The organism is Micromonospora cathayae, from assembly GCF_028993575.1.
GTDB classification, from domain to species: Bacteria; Actinomycetota; Actinomycetes; order Mycobacteriales; family Micromonosporaceae; genus Micromonospora; species Micromonospora cathayae.
The window spans coordinates 915,440-937,791 of sequence record NZ_CP118615.1 but is presented as its reverse complement, the minus strand read 5'-3'; the positions used below and the strand labels follow the sequence as shown (position 1 = coordinate 937,791).

General features: G+C 74.4%; 20 protein-coding genes. 17 read left to right on the top strand and 3 right to left on the bottom strand.

Features of this window, described 5'->3' with window-relative positions; genetic code table 11:
• Positions 1-45 precede the first annotated feature (45 nt).
• Both PVK37_RS04420 and PVK37_RS04415 read left to right on the top strand, forming a co-directional pair.
• Positions 46-354 carry a hypothetical protein gene (locus tag PVK37_RS04420; protein ID WP_275032442.1) on the top strand — a complete coding sequence of 103 codons (309 nt, stop codon included), beginning with the start codon at positions 46-48 and terminating at the stop codon, positions 352-354.
• Positions 355-424: 70 nt separating this feature from the next.
• Complete coding sequence (locus PVK37_RS04415) at positions 425-925, top strand: hypothetical protein (RefSeq protein WP_275032441.1); 501 nt, start codon at positions 425-427, stop codon at positions 923-925.
• A 141-nt stretch (positions 926-1,066) separates the two neighbouring features.
• Here the strand turns inward: PVK37_RS04415 and PVK37_RS04410 are convergent, their stop codons facing one another.
• Positions 1,067-2,092 (bottom strand): ABC transporter ATP-binding protein, encoded by a 1,026-nt coding sequence (locus PVK37_RS04410; protein WP_423791000.1) that lies wholly within the window; start codon positions 2,090-2,092, stop codon positions 1,067-1,069.
• 2 nt (positions 2,093-2,094) lie between these two features.
• Here PVK37_RS04410 and PVK37_RS04405 point away from each other — a divergent pair, with 2 nt between their 5' ends.
• The 4 genes from PVK37_RS04405 to PVK37_RS04390 all read left to right on the top strand — a co-directional run bounded on the left by PVK37_RS04405 (position 2,095) and on the right by PVK37_RS04390 (position 7,164).
• Positions 2,095-2,781, top strand: a complete 687-nt coding sequence (locus PVK37_RS04405) for an ABC transporter permease (RefSeq protein WP_275032440.1) — start codon at positions 2,095-2,097, stop codon at positions 2,779-2,781.
• Positions 2,782-2,851: 70 nt separating this feature from the next.
• Positions 2,852-3,574 carry an ABC transporter permease gene (locus PVK37_RS04400; protein WP_275032439.1) on the top strand — a complete coding sequence of 241 codons (723 nt, stop codon included), beginning with the start codon at positions 2,852-2,854 and terminating at the stop codon, positions 3,572-3,574.
• A gap of 390 nt (positions 3,575-3,964) precedes the next feature.
• Positions 3,965-4,969 (top strand): glycine betaine ABC transporter substrate-binding protein, encoded by a 1,005-nt coding sequence (locus PVK37_RS04395; protein ID WP_275032438.1) that lies wholly within the window; start codon positions 3,965-3,967, stop codon positions 4,967-4,969.
• Between the two features lie 131 nt (positions 4,970-5,100).
• Positions 5,101-7,164, top strand: a complete 2,064-nt coding sequence (locus PVK37_RS04390; protein WP_275032437.1) for a hypothetical protein — start codon at positions 5,101-5,103, stop codon at positions 7,162-7,164.
• 27 nt (positions 7,165-7,191) lie between these two features.
• On the opposite strand, the gene PVK37_RS04385 is transcribed toward PVK37_RS04390, so the two are convergent.
• Positions 7,192-8,355, bottom strand: coding sequence for an NADH-quinone oxidoreductase subunit D (locus PVK37_RS04385; protein ID WP_275034951.1), 1,164 nt, complete (start codon positions 8,353-8,355; stop codon positions 7,192-7,194).
• Positions 8,356-8,446: 91 nt separating this feature from the next.
• Here PVK37_RS04385 and PVK37_RS04380 point away from each other — a divergent pair, with 91 nt between their 5' ends.
• Positions 8,447-9,904, top strand: a complete 1,458-nt coding sequence (locus PVK37_RS04380; RefSeq protein WP_275032436.1) for a M16 family metallopeptidase — start codon at positions 8,447-8,449, stop codon at positions 9,902-9,904.
• Between the two features lie 31 nt (positions 9,905-9,935).
• Here PVK37_RS04380 and PVK37_RS04375 read toward each other — a convergent pair whose 3' ends face one another.
• Positions 9,936-11,009: an SAM-dependent methyltransferase gene (locus tag PVK37_RS04375; protein WP_275032435.1), complete on the bottom strand. Its 1,074-nt coding sequence runs from the start codon at positions 11,007-11,009 to the stop codon at positions 9,936-9,938.
• A gap of 54 nt (positions 11,010-11,063) precedes the next feature.
• On the opposite strand from PVK37_RS04375, the gene PVK37_RS04370 reads away from it, so the two are divergent.
• The 10 genes from PVK37_RS04370 (at position 11,064) to PVK37_RS04325 (ending at position 21,987) form a co-directional block, all read left to right on the top strand.
• Positions 11,064-12,392: a phytase gene (locus PVK37_RS04370; RefSeq protein WP_275032434.1), complete on the top strand. Its 1,329-nt coding sequence runs from the start codon at positions 11,064-11,066 to the stop codon at positions 12,390-12,392.
• A 191-nt stretch (positions 12,393-12,583) separates the two neighbouring features.
• Entirely contained in the window at positions 12,584-13,546 is a 963-nt protein-coding gene (locus tag PVK37_RS04365; RefSeq protein WP_275032433.1) for a Rossmann-like and DUF2520 domain-containing protein, read from the top strand.
• Positions 13,543-14,391: a pantoate--beta-alanine ligase gene (panC, locus tag PVK37_RS04360; RefSeq protein ID WP_275032432.1), complete on the top strand. Its 849-nt coding sequence runs from the start codon at positions 13,543-13,545 to the stop codon at positions 14,389-14,391. Before PVK37_RS04365 ends, panC begins: the two co-directional genes overlap by 4 nt.
• 54 nt (positions 14,392-14,445) lie before the next feature.
• Entirely contained in the window at positions 14,446-14,871 is a 426-nt protein-coding gene (gene panD, locus PVK37_RS04355) for an aspartate 1-decarboxylase (RefSeq protein ID WP_275032431.1), read from the top strand.
• Between the two features lie 112 nt (positions 14,872-14,983).
• Positions 14,984-15,880 (top strand): septum formation family protein, encoded by an 897-nt coding sequence (locus tag PVK37_RS04350; protein WP_275032430.1) that lies wholly within the window; start codon positions 14,984-14,986, stop codon positions 15,878-15,880.
• A 198-nt stretch (positions 15,881-16,078) separates the two neighbouring features.
• A complete protein-coding gene (locus PVK37_RS04345; RefSeq protein ID WP_275032429.1) occupies positions 16,079-17,773 on the top strand; it encodes an L-aspartate oxidase in 1,695 nt (564 codons plus the stop codon).
• 98 nt (positions 17,774-17,871) lie between these two features.
• Positions 17,872-18,747 carry a carboxylating nicotinate-nucleotide diphosphorylase gene (gene nadC / locus PVK37_RS04340; RefSeq protein WP_423791049.1) on the top strand — a complete coding sequence of 292 codons (876 nt, stop codon included), beginning with the start codon at positions 17,872-17,874 and terminating at the stop codon, positions 18,745-18,747.
• Positions 18,748-18,770: 23 nt separating this feature from the next.
• Positions 18,771-19,529: a type III pantothenate kinase gene (locus PVK37_RS04335; RefSeq protein ID WP_275032427.1), complete on the top strand. Its 759-nt coding sequence runs from the start codon at positions 18,771-18,773 to the stop codon at positions 19,527-19,529.
• Positions 19,530-19,992: 463 nt separating this feature from the next.
• On the top strand, positions 19,993-21,501 hold the full coding sequence (lysS, locus tag PVK37_RS04330; RefSeq protein WP_275032426.1) for a lysine--tRNA ligase: 1,509 nt from the start codon (positions 19,993-19,995) through the stop codon (positions 21,499-21,501).
• 135 nt (positions 21,502-21,636) lie between these two features.
• Positions 21,637-21,987 (top strand): histone-like nucleoid-structuring protein Lsr2, encoded by a 351-nt coding sequence (locus PVK37_RS04325; RefSeq protein WP_275032425.1) that lies wholly within the window; start codon positions 21,637-21,639, stop codon positions 21,985-21,987.
• Positions 21,988-22,352: the final 365 nt, after the last annotated feature.

The window sequence follows — 22,352 nt, the reverse complement described above, 5'->3', positions numbered from 1 at the left end:
GTGACTCGACGGGCCGGGCCTGATCTCGCCGGTTAGGCTCGCCGCATGACCGACTCAACAGCCACGGGTACGGGTGGCCGATCCTTCGCCGAGCTGGACGCACTCTCCACCGAGGAACTCCGGCAGCAGGCGTTCGCGCTGGCCAGGGAGCGTCATGACGTGCGCTTCTTCTGGTCGGTGCTGCGGCACCTGCCCAACGCCGACGAGGCGGCGGCCCTGGACGGCGCGCCCAACTCGGTCGGGCCGACCATCGACGAGGCGGCGGCGCTGTGGCGGGAGCTGACCGGGCACGGTTACGAGGAGACCGCTCCGCTGCTGCGGGCGGCCTTCATCGACTACCTGATGAAGCACTGAGCCGACACCCCCGGTGAAGCGCACCGCCGGCAGGTTTGCCCGTCCGAGGTGGCTGGGAACTGGTCGCGGCATGCCGCTGACCAGCCGGGCCGGAGTCGACCGCCGTCGCAGCACCGCGACCGGGACCGGTACGCTCGCCGCGCTGGTCCTGGTCGCCGTCTGCGGCAGTTCCGGGTACGCCCGGTGGGCCGAGCGGAGCACCGACCCGAACTCGGCGGGCGGCTGGTTCCTCCGCCTGCTCGCCTGGCCGACCTGGCGGCTCGACTCGTCCGCCCCGCTGGAGACGTTGTTCACCGACGGGCTGCGCGCCCTGCTGCTGATCGTGCTGACCGGGGTGCTGCTCTACCTGCTGCCCGGTCCCCAGTCCGCCCCGGCGAGCGGCCTGCTCAGCCAGTTCTTCTCCGGCTGGGGGGCGTACGTCTTCGCGGCCGGGTTCGCGGCCGTGCTCGCCACCCTGTTCGGCGACGACCCGTCGCTGTTCGCGGCCTTCCAGGCGGCCGGCACCGGGGCCGGGTACGGGTTCTTCGCCGGCTGGGTCGTCGGCATCGCGAGTCTCGGCGGCCGGGCCTGAGCCGTCCGGTGCTGCGACCCCGCCCGGCCGGACACGCCGGACGGCCGCCCGGCCCCGGCCAGGGGACCGGCCCGGTCACGGTCAGGGGACCAGCACCGGCCCCGGCCAGGGGACCGGCACCGGCCCCGACATCAGCCCCGGTCAGGGGACCGGCTGTTGACCCAGGTCGAGCAGTTGCTGCCGGGTCAGGGCGCCGACCGGGCCGTCGTCGTCCACCACCACCGCCCGGTCGGCGGACGCGCCCAGCAGGGCGGCCAGCGCGTCGTACGCCGAGCCGCCCAACCGGACCCGGGGCAGCCCGGACAGGTCGGCGGGCAGCGGTTGCAGGGTCTCCCGGGTGACCGGGGTGACGGCCAGCCGACGGATGCCCCGGTCGGCCCCGACGAACTCGCGGACGAAGTCCGAGGCCGGCGCGCCCAACAGCCGGGCGGGCGGGTCGTACTGCTCCAGTTTGCCGCCCTCGGAGAGCACCGCGATCCGGTCACCGAGCCGGACCGCCTCGTCCAGGTCGTGGGTGACCAGCACGATCGTCTTGCGCATCTCGGCCTGGAGGCGGAGGAACTCCTCCTGGAGCCGGGTCCGCACGATCGGGTCGACGGCCGAGAACGGCTCGTCCATCAGCAGCACCACCGGGTCGGCGGCGAGCGCCCGGGCCACCCCGACCCGCTGCCGCTGCCCTCCGGAGAGTTCGTGCGGGTAGCGGCGGCCGAACTGGGCCGGGTCCAGCCCGACCAGTTCCAGCAACTCGTCCACCCGGCGGCTGCTGCGCTCCTTCGACCAGCCCAGCAGCCGGGGCACGGTGCCGACGTTGGCCCGTACGGTCTGGTGCGGGAAGAGACCGACGTTCTGGATGACGTAGCCGATCCGGCGGCGCAGCCGCACCGGGTCGACCCGGGTGACGTCGTCGTCGCCGAGCAGGATCCGACCGGAGGTCGGCTCGACCAGCCGGTTGATCATCCGCAGCACGGTGGACTTTCCGCAGCCCGACGGGCCGATCAACACGGTCAGCTCGCCGGCACGGACCTCCAGGCTGAGGTCACGTACCGCCTCGGTGCCGTCCGGGTAGCGCTTGCCGATGCCCTCCAGGGTGATCGACGAGGCGCCGGACCGGTCGGCCGGGCCGCTGCCGGCGGCCGTACCGGGAACGGGATCCGGGGTAACGTCCACGCATGTCCTTCCGCCTGAGCTACCGGGCCGATCCGGGTAACCCGTGGTTCTCCTGGCAGTACGTGCGGGACAACTCTGACACGATCATCGCCGCGGTGGGGGAGCACGCCTCGCTGACCGCCCGCGCGGTGCTGATCGCCGCGCTGGTGGCCCTGCCGTTGGCGGTGGCGGCCCACTGGTACCGGTCCCTCACCGGGCCGATTCTCGCACTCACCGGGGTCCTGTACACGATCCCGTCCCTGGCGCTGTTCGCCTTCCTCGCGCCGTACCTCGGTATCGGGGCGGTGACCGTACTCAGCGTGGTGGCGCTGTACGCGCTGCTGGTGATCGTCCGGAACGCGGTGGCCGGGCTGAGCCAGGTCCCGGCGGAGGTCCGGGAGGCCGCCGAGGGCATGGGGTACGGGCGCTGGGGCCGGCTGCTGCGGGTGGAGCTGCCGCTGGCGCTGCCCGGCATCCTCACCGGGCTCCGGCTCGCCACCGTCTCCACGGTCGCGCTGGTGACGGTGGGGGTGGTGGTCGGTCGGGGCGGGCTCGGCCAGCTCATCTTCGCCGGCTTCCAGAACAACTTCTACAAGGCGCAGATCATGACCGGCACCCTGCTCTGCGTGCTGCTGGCGCTGCTGCTCGACCTGGTGCTGGCCGGGGTCGGCCGGCTGCTCACCCCCTGGCTGCGAAGGAGGCTCCCGTGAGCGCGACGAGGAGGAGGCTCCGGCTGAGTGCGATCGGGCAGGCTCCGGTGAACGTGACGGGGAGGCCCCGGTGAGCGCGATCGAACAGGCGGTGGTCTGGCTCAACGACCCGCTGAACTGGACCAACCCGGGCGGCGTCCTGGACCGGCTGACCGAACACCTGACCATGTCGGCGGCGGCGGTCGCGTTGGGCTGCCTGCTGGCCTGGCCGGTGGGGCTCTGGCTGGGGCACACCGGCCGGGGCGGGGGCCTGGTGGTGCTCGTGTCGAACGTCACGCTCGCCGTGCCGACGCTGGCCCTGCTGACCATCCTCCCGCTGACCTTCCTCGGGTTCGGTCAACCGTCGGTGGTGGTCGCCCTGGCCGTCTTCGCGGTGCCGCCGCTGCTCGCGAACGCGTACACCGGGATCCGGCAGGCCGACCCGGAGGCCCGGGACGCCGCCCGGGGAATGGGGTTCTCCGGTTGGCAGGTGTTGCGGCGGGTGGAACTGCCACTGGCGGTGCCGTACCTGGCGGCCGGCTTCCGGACCGCCGCCGTCCAGGTGGTCGCCACGGCGGCGCTGGCCTCGTTCGTCAACGGCGGCGGGCTGGGGCAGATCATCCGAGCCGGCTTCGGGTTGGACATCGCGGCCGGTGGCGGGCAGATCCTCGCCGGCGGGCTGCTCGTGGCCGGGCTGGCGATCCTGGTCGAACTGGTCCTGGCGGTGGTCGAGCGGCTGGTCACCCCGCGCCCGCTGCGCCGGGCCCGCCGCCGGGCCGCCCGCCGTGCGGCGAGCGCCGTGACCGGCGGCTGAGCCGGCCGGCACCCGTACCCCCCCGGCCCTGCCCGGCCGCCGACTCCCGCCCGGCCCTGGCCAGCCGGCGGCAGCCGCCCGGGGCCCTGCCCGGCCGTACGGCCGCCGGTTCTGCCCGGTCGTGCGGCCGTTCTCCGGTACGCGGAAAGGCGGTCAGCCGATGCCGCTCGGTGACGATCCGGCGTCAAACCGGGCTCCGAGTTGCCAGTCCGTCGGTCCCGTGGCCGAAGATGTTTCGTGGATATTCCGCGAGAAAGTCTCGGTCGGTTCCGCGAAGATGTTTCGTGGGATTCCCGCGAGATTCGCGGCGGACAGCGGGCGGCCGAACGATCGCCCGTCGGACACGCGGCCGGCCCGTACGGGTCGCGCCGGGACACGGGAGGCGGGCAGATGCGCGCACGTACTCGATTGGTGATCGGCGCGGTGGGCGCCCTCGCCGCGGCTGGTTTCCTCACCGGCTGCGGTGACGCCGGCTCGTCCGGCACCGACGCGCCGGAGGCGGCGTCCTCGGGGGCCGGCTGCGCGCCGGTCGCCGGCGACCAGCTCGTCGTCCTGGACGACGACAAGAAGCTCCAGAACACCGACAACATCATCCCGGCGATCAACGCGAAGGCGGCGAACCCGCAGCTCGTCGCCGCGCTCGACAAGGTTTCCGCCGCGCTCGACACGCCGAAGCTGATCGCGCTCAACAAGGCCGTCGACGTGGACCGCAAGACCCCGAAGGTCGCCGCCGAGGAGTTCGCCGCCGCGAACGGCCTCACCGACGGCATCGCCAAGGGGCCGGGCGGCCCCCTCGTGGTCGGGGCGGCCAACTTCAGCGAGAACCAGACCCTCGGCGAGCTGTACGCGATCGTGCTCACCGCTGCCGGGTACGAGGTCAAGGTGCAGCAGATCGGCAGCCGCGAACTGTACGAGCCGGCCCTGGAGAAGGGCGAGATCCAGGTGGTCCCGGAGTACGCGGCCACCCTGGCGGAGTTCCTCAACAACAAGGCCAACGGGCAGAACGCCCAGCCGGTCTCCTCGCCGGACCTGGACAAGACGGTCGCCGCGCTCACCGCCGCCGGTGAGAAGGCCGGGCTCGCCTTCGGCGCGCCCTCGGCCGCCCAGGACCAGAACGCCTTCGCCGTCACCAAGGCCTTCTCCGACAAGTACGGCGTGACGACCCTCACCCAGCTCGCCGAGAAGTGCTCCGGGTCGGCCACCGTGCTGGCCGGACCGCCGGAGTGCCCGCAGCGGCCGAAGTGCCAGGCCGGTCTGGTCGAGGTCTACGACTTCAAGGCCGGTTCGTTCAGCTCGCTGGACGCCGGTGGCCCGCAGACCAAGAACGCCCTGAAGACCGGTACCGCCAGCGTGGGCCTGGTGTTCAGCTCGGACGCGGCGCTCGCCGTCAACTGAGTCCGGCGCGGGTCGCCGCAGCGGGTGACCGCCGGATCGGCGTGCTGATCCGTGCCGTTGTGCCGACGGTGCCCGGTTTCGGGCACCGTCGGCCTTTTTCGTCCCAGGGACGCTCGGTAGGCTGCACACCCATGCCCGCTCCGGTGCTCCCCGATGACAAGCGCGGCCTGCCGCGACTGCCCCTGCTGTTCTGGGTCGGTGTGGCGCTCGCCGTGATCGCGGCGTTGTTGCTGCTGGTGGCCGACGGTAACGGCACCCTGCGGGTGGCCGCCGTGCTCGCCCTCGGTTCCGTGGTGGCGATCGGCCTGTCGGTCGCCCTGCGCCCCGACGACGGTGCCGCCGTTCGGCAGCTCTACGACGAGGTCGACGAGTTGCGCGCCGAGATCGCGGTGGTGGCCCGATCCGGGCACCAGGTCGCCGAGCAGGCGTACCGGGCCCCGGAGGCGGTGGCGTCGGTGCCCCGGAGGACCGGGGGGAGCGCGTCCGTTCCGGGTGCCGAACCGGTACCGGGCGGCGCGGGGGCCGGGCCGCTGTCCGGTACCGGGCGGACCACTCCGAGGTCTGGTACCGAGCGGACCGCCTCGATGTCCGGCCCCGAACACGCCGGGTCGGTGTCCGGCCCGGAAGGCGCTGGTCCGGTGCCCGGTGCCGAGCGGGCCGGTCCGGGACGGGCGCGGGTGGCGGTACCCGGCGCGGCGGGCGCGGTGTCCGGGCGTACCGACGAGCCGGAGCCGTACCGGGCGGTCGGGCCCGGAGGCGGTCGCGGCTGGCCGGAGGAGTCGGCGGACAGCGCGACGGACGAGCCGACCGGCGGACGCCGCCGGACGGACGAGACCGCTGCCGGACGCCGCCGGACGGACGAGGCCGCTGCCGGACGCCGCCGGACGGACGAGGCCGCTGCCGGTCGTCGCCGGTCGACCGCAGCCGAGGGTGGACGCCGGCGACGTCCCGAGCCGGACGAGGACCGGGACGACGACGCCCGCCGGCCGGACGAGGAGGAACCCGACCGGTACCGGGCGCGCCGGCGGCACGAGGACGAGCCCGACCCGTACGCCCGCCGGCACCACGACGACGAGCCGGACCGGTACCGCGCCCGCCGGGCCCAGGACCAGTGGGACGGGTACCGCTCCGACGACTACCCCGGCCAGCGGCCCGACGACTACCCCGGCCACCGGTCCGACGACGAGGAACCGGCCGCCCGCCGGACCCGACCGGCCGCCCGGTACGCCGCCGAGCGGCCGGCGCCCGGGGTGTACGGCGTGCCCCGGCCCGACGGGCCCGGCGCCGGCCACGGGCCGGAGACGTCCCGTCCGGTCGGCGTGGTGCGGCACACCGAGACCGTGCACGTGACCACCCGGCACACCATCGTGGACGGTTCCGGCCCTGACCCGGTGCCCGGGAACGTGTACGGCCGGTGGACCCCCACGCCGCCGCCCGAGGAGCAGCCATGGTCGGGGCCTGCCGACGACCGGTGGGACGGGCCGGCACCCCGGCAGGAGAGACCCCGGTCGGGACGTAGCCGGGAGAGCGCCGACCGCGGCTGGGAGGGGCCGGACGACCGCGGTTGGGAACGGCCGGACGACCGGGCCTGGGAGGGGCCCGCCGAGCGTTCGGACCGGGATCGGCCGTACCCGGCGGAGGGGGCCGGGGCGGATCACTGGTCCGACGTCCGGGCCGGGGACCGCTGGGCCGCGGTACGGGACGACGAGCACGGCCGGGAGGTACGGATGGGCGAGCGGCGTGCCGCACTGCACGCCGACGGGGCCGGGACCGAACTGCGGATGGAGGACCGGTGGGCTACGGTCCGGCGCGGCGAGCCCCGGCGGGAGCACCCGGACCCCCGGCGGGAACACCCCGGTTCCCGACGGGAGCACCCGGACCCCCGGCGGGCGTACCCGGACCCCGGGCCCGAGCCGCCTGATGCCCGGCGGGCGTATCCCGATCCCGGGGCAGGGCCCCGGTCGGGCGGCTACCCGGACCGGGGCGGGCGCTGGCCGGAGCCGCACCACGCACTGCCCCCGGGCGGGGTGCCGGTGCCGGACGCGTTCCGAGCGCCCCGGCAGCGACCGCCGGCGGACGACTGGCCGACGCCGGACACGCCCCGCCGGGGCCGCGCGCCGGAAACCGGGCCGGACGGCTACGACCGGCCACCCCGCGAGTACGGTTCCCGCTCCGCCCCGGACCACTGGCAGTGACCCCGGTGACCCGGGCCGGCCGGGGGGTCACTTGTCGATGTCGCCGACCACGAAGAACATCGAACCGAGGATGGCGATCAGGTCGGGCACCAGGCAGCCGGGGAGCAGGGTGGACAGCGCCTGCACGTTCGCGTACGACGCGGTGCGCAGCTTGAGCCGCCACGGCGTCTTCTCGCCCCGCGAGACCAGGTAGTAGCCGTTGATGCCGAGCGGGTTCTCCGTCCAGGCGTAGGTGTGCCCCTCGGGGGCCTTGACCACCTTCGGCAGCCGGGTGTTGACCGGCCCGGTCAGCCGGTCCACCCGGTCCAGGCACTGCTCGGCGAGGTCGAGTGAGACGTACACCTGGTCGAGCAGCACCTCGAACCGGGCGTGGCAGTCCCCGGTGGCGCGGGTGACCACCGGCACGTCCAGTTCGCCGTAGGCGAGGTACGGCTCGTCGCGGCGCAGGTCCAGGTCGAGGCCGGAGGCGCGGGCGACCGGCCCGGACGCGCCGAACGCGGCGGCGTCGGCGGCGGAGAGCACCCCGACCCCGACGGTACGGGCCAGGAAGATCTCGTTGCGGCGGATCAGGTCGTCCAGGTCGGGCAGGCCCCGGCGGACCTGGCCGATGGCGGCGCGGGCCCGGCCGGTCCAGCCGGCCGGCACCTCCTCCTTGAGCCCGCCGACCCGGTTGAACATGTAGTGGATCCGGCCGCCGGAGACCTCCTCCATGACCGCCTGGAGGGTCTCCCGTTCCCGGAACGCGTAGAACATCGGGGTGATCGCGCCGATCTCCAGCGGGTACGAGCCGAGGAACATCAGGTGGTTGAGCGCCCGGTTCAGCTCGGCCAGCGCGGTCCGCAGCCAGACCGCCCGCTCCGGCACCTCCAACCCCATCAGCCGTTCGACGGCCAGCACCACGCCCAGCTCGTTGGAGAACGCCGACAGCCAGTCGTGCCGGTTGGCGAGCACGATGATCTGCCGGTAGTCGCGGACCTCGAAGAGTTTCTCCGCGCCCCGGTGCATGTACCCGACGATCGGCTCGCAGGCGACCACCCGTTCGCCGTCGAGTACCAGCTTGAGCCGGAGCACCCCGTGCGTGGACGGGTGCTGCGGGCCGATGTTGAGCACCATGTCGGCGGTGTCCAGCCCGGCTCCGGTGCCGACGGTCAGCTCGCGCAGGCTCCCGGCGTCGGTGGTCATGCCCGCCATCGTGCCACGGCGTCCGGTGCCGTCGCGGGCGGTGCGTCCCAACCGGACGGCCGGTGCCCGGCCCATGATCGCGGTCGTAGCATCCCGCTCCATGGAGCGTGTGCTGATCGACGGGGTACCGGTGTTCTGGGCCCGGGGTCCGGAGCCGCTGACCGCCGCCCTGCTGTTCGGCTGCGGCGGCCGGGACGAGACGTTCCGGACCATCGGCATCACCCACCTGGTGGAGCACCTGACGATGGGTTCGCTGCCCCGGGTGCACCACGACCGGAACGCCTCGGTGGACCTGGACGTGACCATCTTCACCGCCACCGGCCGCCCGGACCAGGTCGTCACCTTCCTCGACGGGGTCTGCCGGACCCTGGCCGACCTGCCGACCGACCGGATCGACAAGGAGGCCGGGGTGTTGACCGCCGAGGGCGGGAACTACACCGACCCGACCAGCGCGGCGCTGTACAGCCAGCGGCTCGGCGTCCAGGGCGCCGGGTTGGCCCCCTGGGCCGGACCGGGCTACGACCGGCTCTCCGCCGAGCAGGTCCGGGCGCACGCGGCCCGGTTCTTCGTGGCCGGGAACGCGGCGCTGGTACTGACCGGTCCGCCCCCGGCCGACCTGCGTCTGCCGTTGCCGCCGGGGCCCCGACCGGAGCACCTGCTGCCGGAGCCAATGCCGACGGCGGGGCCGGTGTGGTTCGAGCATGTGGTCGCCGAGGTGGGGGTGTCGCTGCTCGGTACCGGTGGGCCGGTCTGGGCGCAGGGCATGGAGGTGCTCTCCGAGCGGCTGGAACAGATCGCCCGGCACACCCACGGCCTCAGCTACGAGGTCGGCGGCGACGTCGTCCCGCTCGACCGGGACCGGCGGATCTTCACGCTCACCGTCGACGCCCGGGAGGGGCAGGAGGCCGAGGTGGCCGGGCTGCTCTGGACGGAGCTGCGGCGGATGGCCGACGAGGGGCCCACCGGGGCCGAGCTGGCGGACCGCTGCGAGGCGGCCCGGGAACTGGCGGACGACCCGCGCGCGGTGGAGCCGGAACTGCTGGACGCGGCGGTCCGCGAGCTGTTCGGCATGGCGTACCAGGATCCGGCGACCCGGCTGGCGCAGCGGTCCCGGGTGACCCCGGAGGAGGTCCGGGCGGCGTTCCGGGAGGCGCTGTCCACCGCCCAGCTGGTGGTGCCCTGCGGGGTGGCACCCGACCTGCCCGGGCTGGCCGAGGGGGGCTGCCGCCGGGACCGGCAGGAACCGACCGGTCGGGTCTTCCGGCCGCCGCTGCTGGCGAAGGTGCTGACGAAGGATGCGCGGGGTCTGCGCCTGATCCTGACCGACGACGGGGTGGCGCTGCGCGACCCGGACGGTGACGTGCACCGGATCCGGTTCTCGGAGGTGGTGGGGGTCGAGGAGGACGGTGCCGGACGGACCGTCTTCGGGCTGCACGGCTGCCAGGTACCGGTGGATCCGGAGCTGTTCAAGGGGGCGGAGGCGGCGGTCCGCGCGGTCGACGCGGCGGTGCCGGCGGCCCTGCGCTACCGCCGCTCCGAGCTGGTGAACCTGGACTGAGCGGGAGGGCGGCCGACCGGGCCGGGGCCGGTCACCCGGGACCGACCCGGGTGGGGTCGGTGGGGGTCGCGAACGGCAACGGGACGCCCACCGGTTGCACCAGCCACCAGTGTCCGCCGAGCCCGGCCGGGTCGGTCAGTTCGGTGACCGCCGACGCGGTGGCGAGCGCCCGCAGGTAACCGGCGGGGTCGGTGCCGGCCAACGCCAGCGGCGGTCGCCCGCCGTCCGCCCCGAGCAGCCGCAGCGCGTCCCGCTGCGGAAGCAGCGCGTACGACGTACCGGTGGCCGGGTCACCGGCAGCGGCGACCGCGTCCACCGCCACGTGCGCGGTGAGGTCGCAGGAGCCGTCCGGCACCGGCGGCACCTGTCGGCCGTTGCGGTAGCCGGTCAGCGTCCCGTCGACCGGCCGGCTGGCCCGTAGGTGCCCGTAGTCCACCGCCAGCGCCAGCCCCCGGTCGACGGCCCGGACCGCGTCCGCCCAGGCGAGGTCCCGGGGCCGGCCGATCTCGGCCCGGCCGCCCGGCACCGGCCCCGGCCACCAGGCGTCGAGCCATGCGGCGTCGGCCGGGTCGACCGGCCCACCCACCGACTCGTGCCCGGCCGGATCGACCAGGACGGTCCGCCAGCCGTCCCCGCCGGCCACCGCCACGTCCAGCGGTACGTTGTCCAGCCACTCGGTGGCGAGCAGCAGCCCGGTGACCGGTTCCGGCAGCCGGTCCCGCCAGCCGATCGGCGCGGGCAGGTCCGGGGGGCGGGGTGCCAGTTCCACCCCGGTCAACCGGAGCCGGTCGAGCAGGGCCGCCGGCCGGCCGTCGGGTGGTGCGGTCGGGTCGGCGCGGCGGCTGACGGCCGGCGACCGCGCGACCAGCCGGGCCAGGGTGGTGAGCAGCTCGCCCCGACCCGCGCCGACGTCCACCACGTCCAGCCGGTCGGGGTGGCCGAGCGCGGCGTCGACCTGTTCGACCAGGCGCAGCAGCGCCGCGCCGAACACCGGGGAGGCGTGCACGCTGGTCCGGAAGTGGGCGGCCGGGCCGGCCCCGGTCACGAAGAAGCCGCCGGGACCGTACAGGGCCCTGGTCATCGCCGTCCGCCAACCGACGGCCATCAGTTCATCCCGGGTTCAGCTCGCGTCACCGTGCCGACCCTACGGTCAGCCGGTATGCGACGACTCCTGATCCCCGCCGTGGCGGTGCTTCCGCTGCTGGTGGCCGGTAGCGCGGTGACCGCCGCGCCGGCCGCGTCCCACCCCGCCAAGCCTGCCAAGCCTGCCGAGCCGGTGCACGGGCCGGCCGGTTCCCCCACCTCCGTCCGCGCCTCGGTCGAGACGCCGTCCCTCTTCGACGACGAGGCCGGCGGGGACGCCGACGCCGACGACCCGGCGATCTGGGTGCACCCCACCGACCGGGCCGGCAGCCTGGTCGTCGCCACCGCCAAGAACGGCGGCCTGCGGGTCTACGACCTGGCCGCCCGGGAACGGCAGGCGATCCCCACCCCGCCCGCGCCCGGCCCGGACGACGAGTCGGGCCGGTTCAACAACGTCGACCTGGTCACCGGCTTCCGCCTCGGCGGGCGGCCGGTGGACCTGGCCGTGGTCACCGACCGGGGCCGGGACCAGCTGCGGTTCTACCGGATCGACCCGGTGACCCGGCTGCTCACCGACGTCACGGCGGCCGACGTGCCGTACGCGTTCAGCGCCGACCAGGCCGAGGTCAACGAGCAGCGCACCGCGTACGGGCTGGGCACCTTCACCGCCGGGGACGGCACCGCGTACGCGGTGGTGAGCCGCCGGAGCACCCCGGAGGTGGGGGTGTTCGAGATCGTGGCCGAGAGGGACCGGATCTCCTACCTGCCGGTGGACCGGCTGACCCTGCCCTCGGTGTTCACCCTGCCGGACGGCGGTACCTGGTCGCCGTGCGCCGACCCGGGCGACGGGCCGCAGGTCGAGGGGACGGTGGTCGACCCGGCCACCGGCACCGTGTACCTCGCCCAGGAGACGGTCGGGCTGTGGCGGGTTCCGCTGCGCGCCGGCCGGTTCGCCGGTGCCCCTCGGGTGGTGGAGCACACCCGCGAGTACGGCGTCCCGGCGGCCTTCGACCCGGAGGAGGACGACTGCGTGGTCGACTACTCGGCCGACCCCGGCTTCGGTGGCCGGATCGCCGCCGACGTGGAGGGGCTGACCATCTACCGGACCGGCCGGTTCACCGGCACCCTGGTCGTCTCCAGCCAGGGTGACGACACCTTCTACACCTACGACCGGCGGACCAACCGGCCGACCGGTCGGTTCGCGGTGGTCGACGGCCGGGTGGACGGGGCCCAGGAGTGCGACGGTGCGGCGGCCGTGTCGACCCCGCTGCCCGGGTACCCGGGTGGGCTGCTGGTGGTGCACGACGGCGGGAACACCCCGGTCACCCCGGGCGGGGACGGGGAGCCCCGGCCGGAGACGAACTTCAAGTTCCTCGACGCCGGTTTCCTGCGCGCCGTCCGCTGACCCGCCCGGCCGGATGCCCGCTCGGCCCGCCGGCCGGGGTCGCCTTCCGCGCGTCCCCGGCCGGTGCCGGCGCGGGTGCCGGTGCCGGCGTCGGTGCCGGTGAAGGTTTTCACACCCACCTGTGCGCGTCGATGATCACGGCGCATACTTGCGCTTGACCGGTACCCCATCACCGAGGACTGGATCATCACATGAGCGCATCGCCGCGCCCGCGTCCGGCCGCCCCCGACGGGGCCGCCCGTCGAGCGGGCACCTCCCCAGCCTTCCCGCGCACCCTCACCGTCGGCGTGATCGGCGCCGGCCGGGTCGGTGCCGTACTGGGCGCTGCGCTCACCGCCGCCGGGCACCGGGTGGTCGCCGCCGCCGGCGTCTCCGACGCGTCCACCGCCCGGATCGCCCTGCTGCTGCCCGCCGTCGAGCGCCGCTCCGCCGTCGCGGTCGGCCGGGCCGCCACCGACCTGCTCCTGCTGGCCGTCCCGGACGACGCGCTCGCCGCCGTGGTGGCCGGGCTCGCCGAGGCCGGCGCGCTGCGGCCCGGCCAGGTGGTCGCGCACACCTCCGGGGCGTACGGGCTGGACGTGCTCGCCCCGGCCGCCGCCGTGGGAGCCCGGCCGCTCGCGCTGCACCCCGCGATGACCTTCACCGGTACGCCCGACGACCTGGACCGGCTGCCCGGCGTGTCGTACGGCGTGACCGCCCCGACGGACCTGCGGGCCCTGGCCGCCCGGCTGGTGGCGGACCTCGGCGGGGTGCCGGAGTGGATCGCCGAGGCGGACCGCCCGCTCTACCACGCGGCCCTGGCGCACGGCGCGAACCACCTGGTCACCCTGGTCAACGAGGCGGCCGACCGGCTGCGTGACGCCGGGGTGGCCGAGCCGGACCGGGTGCTCGCCCCGCTGCTGCGGGCCGCCCTGGACAATGCCCTGCGGCTCGGCGACGACGCGCTGACCGGCCCGGTGTCCCGGGGTGACGCCGGCACCGTGGCACGGCACCTCGACCGGTTGACCGCGACCGCGCCCGACTCGGTCGAGGCGTACCTGGCCCTGGCCCGGCGCACCGCCGACCGGGCGATCGCCGCCGGCCGGTTGCGTCCGGCCGACGCCGAGTCGCTGCTCGGGGTGCTGGGCGGCACGCATCGGGAGGCGATGGCATGACCGAGGTACTGCACACCCGCGACGACCTCGCGAAGGCGCGGGCCGCGCTGACCGGCACGGTCGGGGTGGTGATGACCATGGGCGCGCTGCACGAGGGACACGAGGCGTTGCTGCGCGTCGCCCGGGACCAGTCCGACCACGTCCTGGTGACGATCTTCGTCAACCCGTTGCAGTTCGGCCCCCACGAGGACTTCGACCGGTACCCGCGCACCCTCGACGCGGACCTGGAGATCTGCCGGCGGGCCGGTGCCGACCTGGTCTTCGCCCCGACGGTGAACGAGATGTACCCGGACGGCGAACAGGCGGTCCGCCTCGACCCGGGCCCGCTCGGTGCCGAGTTCGAGGGGGCCAGCCGGCCGGGTTTCTTCCACGGGGTGCTCACCGTGGTCCTCAAACTGCTCAACCTGACCCGGGCCGACCTGGCGTTCTTCGGCGAGAAGGACTACCAGCAGCTCACCCTGGTCCGCCGGATGGTGCGCGACCTGGCGGTGCCGGTCCGCATCGTCGGCGTGCCGACCGTCCGGGAGCCGGACGGACTGGCCCTGTCCAGCCGCAACCGTTACCTGTCCCCCGCCGAGCGAAAGGCCGCGCTGGCCCTGTCGGCCGCGCTGCGGGCCGGTGCCGCCGCCACCGGCGACGGTGGGACCCCGGAGGGCGTACTGGTCGCCGCCAACCTGGGCTTCGACGTGGCGAGCAAGGGCGCCGCGGAGCTGGACTACCTGGTGCTCGCCGACCCCGACCTGGAACCCGGCCCGGAGCGGGGGCCGGCCCGGCTGCTGGTCGCGGCCCGGGTCGGCACCACCCGACTGATCGACAACATGGAGATCTGGCTCGGTCCCCGGTGACCACCCCACCCGGGTGGGCCGGCCCGGACCCGAACCGCGAGAGGTAGCGATCCGATGTACCGCACCATGCTCAAGTCGAAGATCCACCGGGCCACGGTGACCCAGGCCGACCTGCACTACGTCGGCTCGGTCACCGTCGACCAGGATCTCCTCGACGCCGCCGACCTGCTCCCCGGTGAGCAGGTGGCGATCGTGGACATCACCAACGGGGCACGGCTGGAGACGTACGTGATCCCGGGCGCGCGGGGCAGCGGCGTGATCGGCATCAACGGGGCCGCCGCCCACCTGGTGCACCCCGGTGACCTGGTCATCCTCATCTCGTACGGGCAGATGGACGACGCCGAGGCCCGGACGTACCGGCCCCGGGTGGTGCACGTGGACGCCGACAACCGGGTGATCGAGCTGGGCACGGACCCGGCCGGGGTGGCTCCCGGCATGGTCGGCGACCCGGTCCGCGGGGACGCCGTCGCAGTCGGCTAGCTGGCGCGGTGTCCGGTTGCCGCCCGCGCATCCGGTCTGTTACCGGAGGGTCATTTCTGGTTACCCTTACCGCGCGCCGTCGGGCGACGGCCGTTGGCTGGGGGAGGCCGCGATGCGCCGTGCGAGCAGGAGCCTGGCGGCGGTGGCGGTGGCCCTGCTGGCCCTGACCGGCTGCGCCGGCTCCGACGGGTTCGACGGCGACCTGACCGACGACTGGAAGCCGATGGCGGCACCGGGGCCGTTCGTCCCGCCCGCCGGGGTCTGCCAGGTGGCCGACTTCACCGACCGGCTCGCCCTGACCGCCTTCGCGCCGGTGGACTGCGCCGTCCCGCACCGGCTCGAGACGGCCCACGTGGGTACGTTCCCCGCCACGGTCACCGCGCCACCGGCCATCGACTCGGCGGCGATGCGGGCCGCCTTCGCCGACTGCGACACCCGGGCGTCGGCGTACGTGGGGGACGAGTGGCGGGCCGGCCGGCTGCGCCTCGGGGTGGCGCTGCCGTCGACGGTGGGCTGGGCGTCCGGGGCCCGCTGGTACCGCTGCGACCTGACCGAGCTGGACACCGTCGAGTCGGCGGCCCGTACGGTGCTGCGGACCGGCAGCCTGCGGGACGCGCTGAAGGGGCCGTCACCGCTGCGGCTGGGCTGCCAGGACGCGCGTACCGGCCGGCAACTGGGCGTGCAACGGCTCACCCCGGTCGACTGTGCCAGGGCGCACAACGCCGAGTTCGTCGGGGTGTGGAAGGCCCCGGACCGGCCGTACCCGGCCAAGGCCGCCGACTGGGCCCCGGTCTACACCGGCTGCCGGTCGGTCCTGGCCCGGTACGCCGGCCTGCCGGTCGACGACGACCTGCGGTTCCGCGCCGACGTGGTGGTCCGCCCACCCGGTCCGGCCCGCTGGAAGGTGGGCGACCGGGGGGTCCGCTGCCACCTCTGGCTCAGCGACCGTACGGTGACCCGCTCGCTCAAGGGCGCCGGCCCGACCGCCCTCCCGGTCCGCGCCCGCTGAGCCGGTCCGCGCCCGCCGGTCCGCGCCCGCTGAGTCGACGCGTCCGCCGGTACTCCGCGCCCGCTGAGTCGGTCCGCGCCCGCTGAGTCGGTGCGTCGCCCCCGGCACGGAGGCGTCAGTCGGTACACCAGCGTCACCCGCGCCACTCGGTTCGGCCCCGCCGCTGCGCGGTGTGCCCCGGCGCGGTTGACTGTGCCCATGGAGCTGTCGACCGTCGAGCTGCCCCGACTCCCCGACCTGCTGGCCGCCCCCGCGCCCGGTTGGGTGGAGACCACCGACGTGATCGTGGTCGGGTCCGGGGTCGCCGGCCTGACCGCCGCCCTGCATCTGCGTGAGGCGGGGCTGCACGTCACCGTGGTCACCAAGGTCAACATCGACGAGGGTTCGACCCGCTGGGCGCAGGGCGGCATCGCCGCGGTCCTCGACCCGGCGGACACCCCGGCCGCGCACGCGTACGACACCGAGGTGGCCGGGGTGGGTCTCTGCGACCCGGCGGCGGTGCGGGTGCTGGTCGAGGAGGGGCCGGCCCGGCTGCGCGAGCTGATGCGGATCGGGGCCGAGTTCGACCGGCACCCGGACGGCTCGCTGATGCTCACCCGGGAGGGCGGGCACCGGGCGGACCGGATCGTGCACGCCGGCGGGGACGCCACCGGCGCGGAGGTGCAGCGTGCCCTGCACGCCGCGGTCCGCCGCGACCCGTGGATCCGGCTGGTCGAGCACGCCCTGGTGCTGGACCTGCTCCGCGCTCCCGGGGACGGCCCCGGCGGCCTCGGCCCGGCCTGCGGCATCACCCTGCACGTGCTCGGCGAGGGCAGCGAGGACGGGGTGGGTGCGCTGCTGGCCCGCGCGGTCGTGCTGGCCACCGGCGGGATGGGGCAGATCTTCTCGGCGACCACCAACCCGGCCGTCTCGACCGGCGACGGGGTGGCGCTGGCGATGCGGGCCGGCGCGGCCGTCACCGACGTGGAGTTCGTCCAGTTCCACCCGACCGCGTTGATCGTGCCGGAGCCCGCCCGGGTTCCCGGTGCCGGCCACGCCCAGCAGCCGCTGGTCTCCGAGGCGCTGCGCGGCGAGGGCGCGTACCTGGTGGACGGCGACGGCAAGCGGTTCATGGTCGGGCAGCACGAGCTGGCCGAGCTGGCCCCCCGGGACGTGGTCGCCAAGGGCATCCACCGGGTGCTGCTGGCCACCGGCGCGGACCACGTCTTCCTCGACGCCCGGCATCTGGGCGGCGAGCACCTGGCCCGGCGCTTCCCGACCATCGTGGCGTCCTGCCTGGCGATCGGGGTGGACCCGGCGACCGACCTGATCCCGGTCGCCCCGGCCGCCCACTACGCCTCCGGCGGGGTCCGTACCGACCTGCGCGGCCAGACCTCCATCCCCGGCCTGTACGCCTGCGGCGAGGTGGCCTGCACCGGCGTGCACGGCGCCAACCGGCTCGCCTCCAACTCGCTGCTGGAGGGGCTGGTGTTCTCCCGCCGGATCGCCGAGGACATCGCCCGGGGCCTGCCCGGACAGGCGCAGCCCGCGCCGACCGGCGCGTGGGTCGGTGGGGGCGGCTGGGTGCTGCCGCCGGAGGCGACGCCGGTGCTGCAACGGGCGATGACCCGGGGCGCGGGGGTGCTCCGGTCGGCGGCGACGCTGGCCGACACCGCCCGGATCCTGAGCGAGCTGGGCACCGGGCGGGGGCTGCCCCGGACGGCGAGCTGGGAGGCGACGAACCTGCTGACCGTGGCGTCGACGCTGGTCGCCGCCGGGTACGCCCGCCGGGAGACCCGGGGCTGCCACTGGCGGGAGGACTTCCCGACGGCCGACGAGGCGTGGCGCGGCCACCTGGTCGGTGCGGTCGGGCCGGACGGCCGGCTGACGCAGCGGTGGACGGTGCCGGCGTGAGCGTGCGGCCGGTCCCGGTACGACCCGGGGCGTGAAGCCTCCGGTGTGAACATGCAGTCGCGAAGCGAGGAGCTGTGGTGAGGCAGTCGACGCAACGGATGCTGCGGGAGGCCGGTCTCGACCCGGCCGAGGTCCGGCGGATCATCGAGACCGCGCTGCGGGAGGACCTCGGGCCGGAGTTCCGGGACGTCACCAGCGTCGCCACCATCCCGGCCGGGCAGACCGACACCGCTGACGTGGTGGCCCGGGCGGACGGGGTGGTGGCCGGGCTGGCCGTCGCCGCCGCGGTGTTCGAGCTGGTCGGCGTGCTGACCGGCGACGGCCGTACGGTCGAGGTGTCGCTGGTCGCGGTGGACGGCGCGCGGGTGGCCCGGGGTGAGGTGCTGGCGACGGTGACCGGCCCGACCCGGCTGCTGCTGACCGCCGAGCGGACGGCGCTGAACCTGCTCAGCCGGATGTCCGGGGTGGCGACCCACACCCGGGCCTGGGCGGACGAGCTGGCCGGCACGAAGGCGATGGTGTTGGACACCCGCAAGACCACGCCCGGCCTGCGGATCCTGGAGAAGTACGCGGTCCGGGCCGGGGGCGGCACCAACAAGCGGATGGGCCTGTACGACGTCGCCATGATCAAGGACAACCACAAGTTCGCGGCCGGCGGGATCGCCGCCGCCTACCGCCGGGTCCGGGAGGCGTTCCCCGAGGTGGCGGTACAGGTGGAGGTGGACACCCTGGCCGAGGCGGAGGAGGCGGTGGCGGCCGGCGCGGACTTCCTGCTGCTGGACAACATGACCCCGGCGACGCTGACCGAGGTGGTGGCCGCGGTGGGGGACCGGGCCGAGCTGGAGGCGACCGGCGGGCTGACCCTGGACGTGGCGGCCGAGTACGCGTCGACCGGCGTCGACTACCTGTCGGTGGGCGCGTTGACCCACTCCTCGCCGATCCTGGACGTCGCACTCGACCTGCGTACCCGTTGAGCGGCAGCGTCTAGGCTGCGTGCGTGCTGCTCTGCATCGACATCGGAAACACCAACACCGTGCTGGCGACCTTCGACGGCGACAAGCTGGTGCACTCCTGGCGGGTCAAGACCGACGCCCGCTCGACCGCCGACGAGTTGGGCCTGATGTTCCGGGGGCTGCTCGCCGGCGACGCGGTGGAGATCACCGGGGTGGCCGCCTGTTCCACCGTGCCGGCCGCGCTGCGCTCGCTGCGTACCATGCTGGCCCGCTACTACGGTGACCTGCCCAGCGTGATCGTCGAGCCGGGGGTACGGACCGGCGTGCAGTTGGCGATCGACAACCCGAAGGAGGTCGGCGCGGACCGGGTGGTGAACACGCTGGCCGCGCACACCCTGTACGGCGGCCCGTCGATCGTGGTCGACTTCGGCACCACCACCAACTTCGACGTGATCAGCTCCCGGGGCGAGTTCCTCGGTGGGGCGTTCGCGCCGGGCATCGAGATCTCCTTCGACGCGCTGGCCGCCCGCGCCGCCCAGCTCCGCAAGGTCGAGGCGGCCAAGCCCCGGTCGGTGATCGGCAAGAACACCGTGGAGTGCCTCCAGTCCGGCCTGTACTTCGGCTTCGCCGGGCAGGTGGACCGGATCGTGGAGCGGATGATCGAGGAGTTGGGCGAGGTGAGGGCGGTGATCGCCACCGGGGGCCTGGCCGCCCTGGTGATCAACGAGTGCCGGACCATCACCCACCACGAGCCGATGATCACCCTGATCGGCCTGCGCCTGGTCTACGACCGCAATCTCTGAGGCGCATCGCCGGAGCCGGGTCGGCGGGTGTCAGGTCCGCCGGGCACGGATGACCAACGTCCGGTACGGCAGGACGACGCGCTCCCGACCGGCCAGGTCCGGGTGGCGGTCGAGCAGCGTACGCCCTCGTCCCGGGCGTCGCGGCGGCCAGTCGTGCCCGCATCGCCTCGTCCGGCTCGACCGGTACGACGTGGTGGCCGAGCGCCAGCACGGCCCTGGTGAGCAGTCCGGTGCCCGCCCCGAGCTCGACGATCCGGGCCGGTGGTGGGGCGTCGACCGCCCAGGTGACCGCGTCGGCGGGGTACGTGGGGCGGTACCTGTCGTATTCCTCCGCTGCCGAGCCGAACGAGAGGGCCTGAGTGGGGTCGGTCATGCCGGGCAGGTTATCGAGTGCTGGCCGCGCGCGGGCTTGAGTACGCTCTGCCGTGAACCCACCCGATTTCTCCCGCTGAGGAAGCATGCCGTGACCGAGCAGAACACCGTGCCGATGGATCCCGCCGACGACCTTCCCGAGCAGATGAAGGTCCGCCGGGAGAAGCGTGACCGGCTGCTCGCCGACGGGATGGAGCCGTACCCGGTGGGTTACCCCCGGACCACCACCCTGGCCGCCGTCCGGGAGCGGTACGCGGAGCTGCCGACCGACACCGCGACCGGGGACACCGTCTCGGTCACCGGCCGGGTGATCTTCGTCCGGAACACCGGCAAGCTCTGCTTCGCCACCCTGCGTGACGGTGACGGTACCGAACTTCAGGCCATGCTCTCGCTGGACCGGGTCGGCGCGGACCGGCTGGAGGACTGGAAGCGCCTGGTCGACCTGGGGGACCACGTGGGGGTCACCGGTGAGGTGATCACCAGCCGGCGCGGCGAGCTGTCCGTGCTGGTCGAGAGCTGGGCGGTCACCGCCAAGGCGCTGCGCCCGCTGCCGGTCGCGCACAAGCCGCTCAGCGAGGAGGCCCGGGTCCGGCAGCGGTACGTCGACCTGGTCGTCCGACCGCAGGCGCGGCAGATGGTACGCACCCGGGCGGCGGCCGTGCGCAGCCTCCGGGACAACCTGCACGGGCGGGACTTCGTGGAGGTGGAGACCCCGATGCTCCAGCTCCTGCACGGGGGCGCGGCGGCCCGACCATTCGTGACGCACAGCAATGCGTTGAGCACCGATCTCTATCTGCGAATCGCCCCGGAACTGTTTCTCAAGCGGGCGGTGGTCGGTGGCGTCGACCGGGTGTTCGAGATCAACCGCAACTTCCGTAATGAGGGCATCGACTCTTCGCACTCGCCCGAGTTCGCCATGCTCGAGGCGTACGAGGCGTACGGCGACTACGACACCATGGCCGAGCTGACCCGGAATCTGGTGCAGGGGGCGGCGGTCGCGGTCGCCGGCTCGACCACGGTGACGCATGCCGACGGCCGGGAGTTCGACCTGGGCGGCCAGTGGCGCTCGGTCTCGCTGTTCGGAGTTCTTTCCGAAGCGCTCGGTGAGGAGGTCACCGTCCGTACCGACCGGGCCCGGCTGGTGGAGTACGCGGAGAAGGTCGGTCTCTCCGTGGATCCGAAGTGGGGGCCGGGCAAGCTGGCCGAGGAACTCTTCGAGGAACTGGTGGTGCCGGGCCTGCAGGAGCCGACCTTCGTGCGCGACTACCCGGAGGAGACCAGCCCGCTCACCCGGGCCCACCGGTCCGAGCCCGGCCTGGCCGAGAAGTGGGACCTGTACGTGCTCGGCTTCGAGCTGGCCACGGCGTACTCCGAGCTGGTGGACCCGGTGGTGCAGCGGGAGCGGCTGACGGCCCAGGCGGCGCTGGCCGCCCGCGGTGACGACGAGGCGATGCGGCTCGACGAGGACTTTCTCCGGGCCATGGAGTACGGAATGCCGCCGGCCGGGGGTATGGGAATGGGAATCGACCGGCTCTTGATGGCCCTGACCGGCCTGGGAATTCGGGAAACGATCCTGTTTCCCTTGGTCCGCCCGGAGTAGTGGGGGACTCGCTCCCCCCGGCCCGGCGGTAGTCAGGCTACCTGTGACTGAATCCGGTGTCCTATTGACGAGCTCAGCATCCTGCCCGCTATTGTGCTCTTGTTAGCAGGCGAACCTGCTTGAAAGGAATGGCACGTGGCCAAGCAGATCATTCACAAGCTGGTCGATGACCTGGACGGCGGAGACGCCGACGAGACCGTCAAGTTCGCGCTCGACGGCGTTCAGTACGAGATCGACCTCTCCAACAAGAACGCCGAGAAATTGCGGGACCTTTTCGCCCCGTACGTCGCGGCCGGCTCGAAGGTCGGTCGAGGCGGGGTGGTGGTCGGTGGTCGGGCCGCGCGCGGCCGGGGGGGCGCTACCGCGGACCGGGCCCAGAACAAGGCGATCCGGGACTGGGCGAAGGGTCAGGGCCGGGAGATCTCCGACCGGGGGCGTATCCCGCAGGAGATCGTCGACGAGTTCCACGCGAAGGCCGGCCACTGACGCCGACCCGCGACGAGCTACACCGACGCCGGCCCGGAGCACCCGCTCCGGGCCGGCGTCGGTTCGGCACCGGCCGCCGGTCTCCCGCCGCGGCCGGTCTCTCCCCGACAAGCCCGGCCCTTCCGTGCCTCCCGGCCCTTCCGTGCCTCCCGGCGCGGCCGGAGAAGGTCCTCCGGCGCGTCCGGTAGACCGTTCTCCCGGCGGCGTCCGGTGGCCGGTCCTCCCGGGTGGGCCGGTGAGGAGTCGGGCGGTCCGGCCGCCGGTCCCTCCGGGTGGCCGGGGAGGGTCGGGGCGGCCGGGGGAGGAGAGCGTCGCCGGGCGGGAAGGAATCCGTCCGGACGGGCGTTGTCCACAACCGGTGGAGG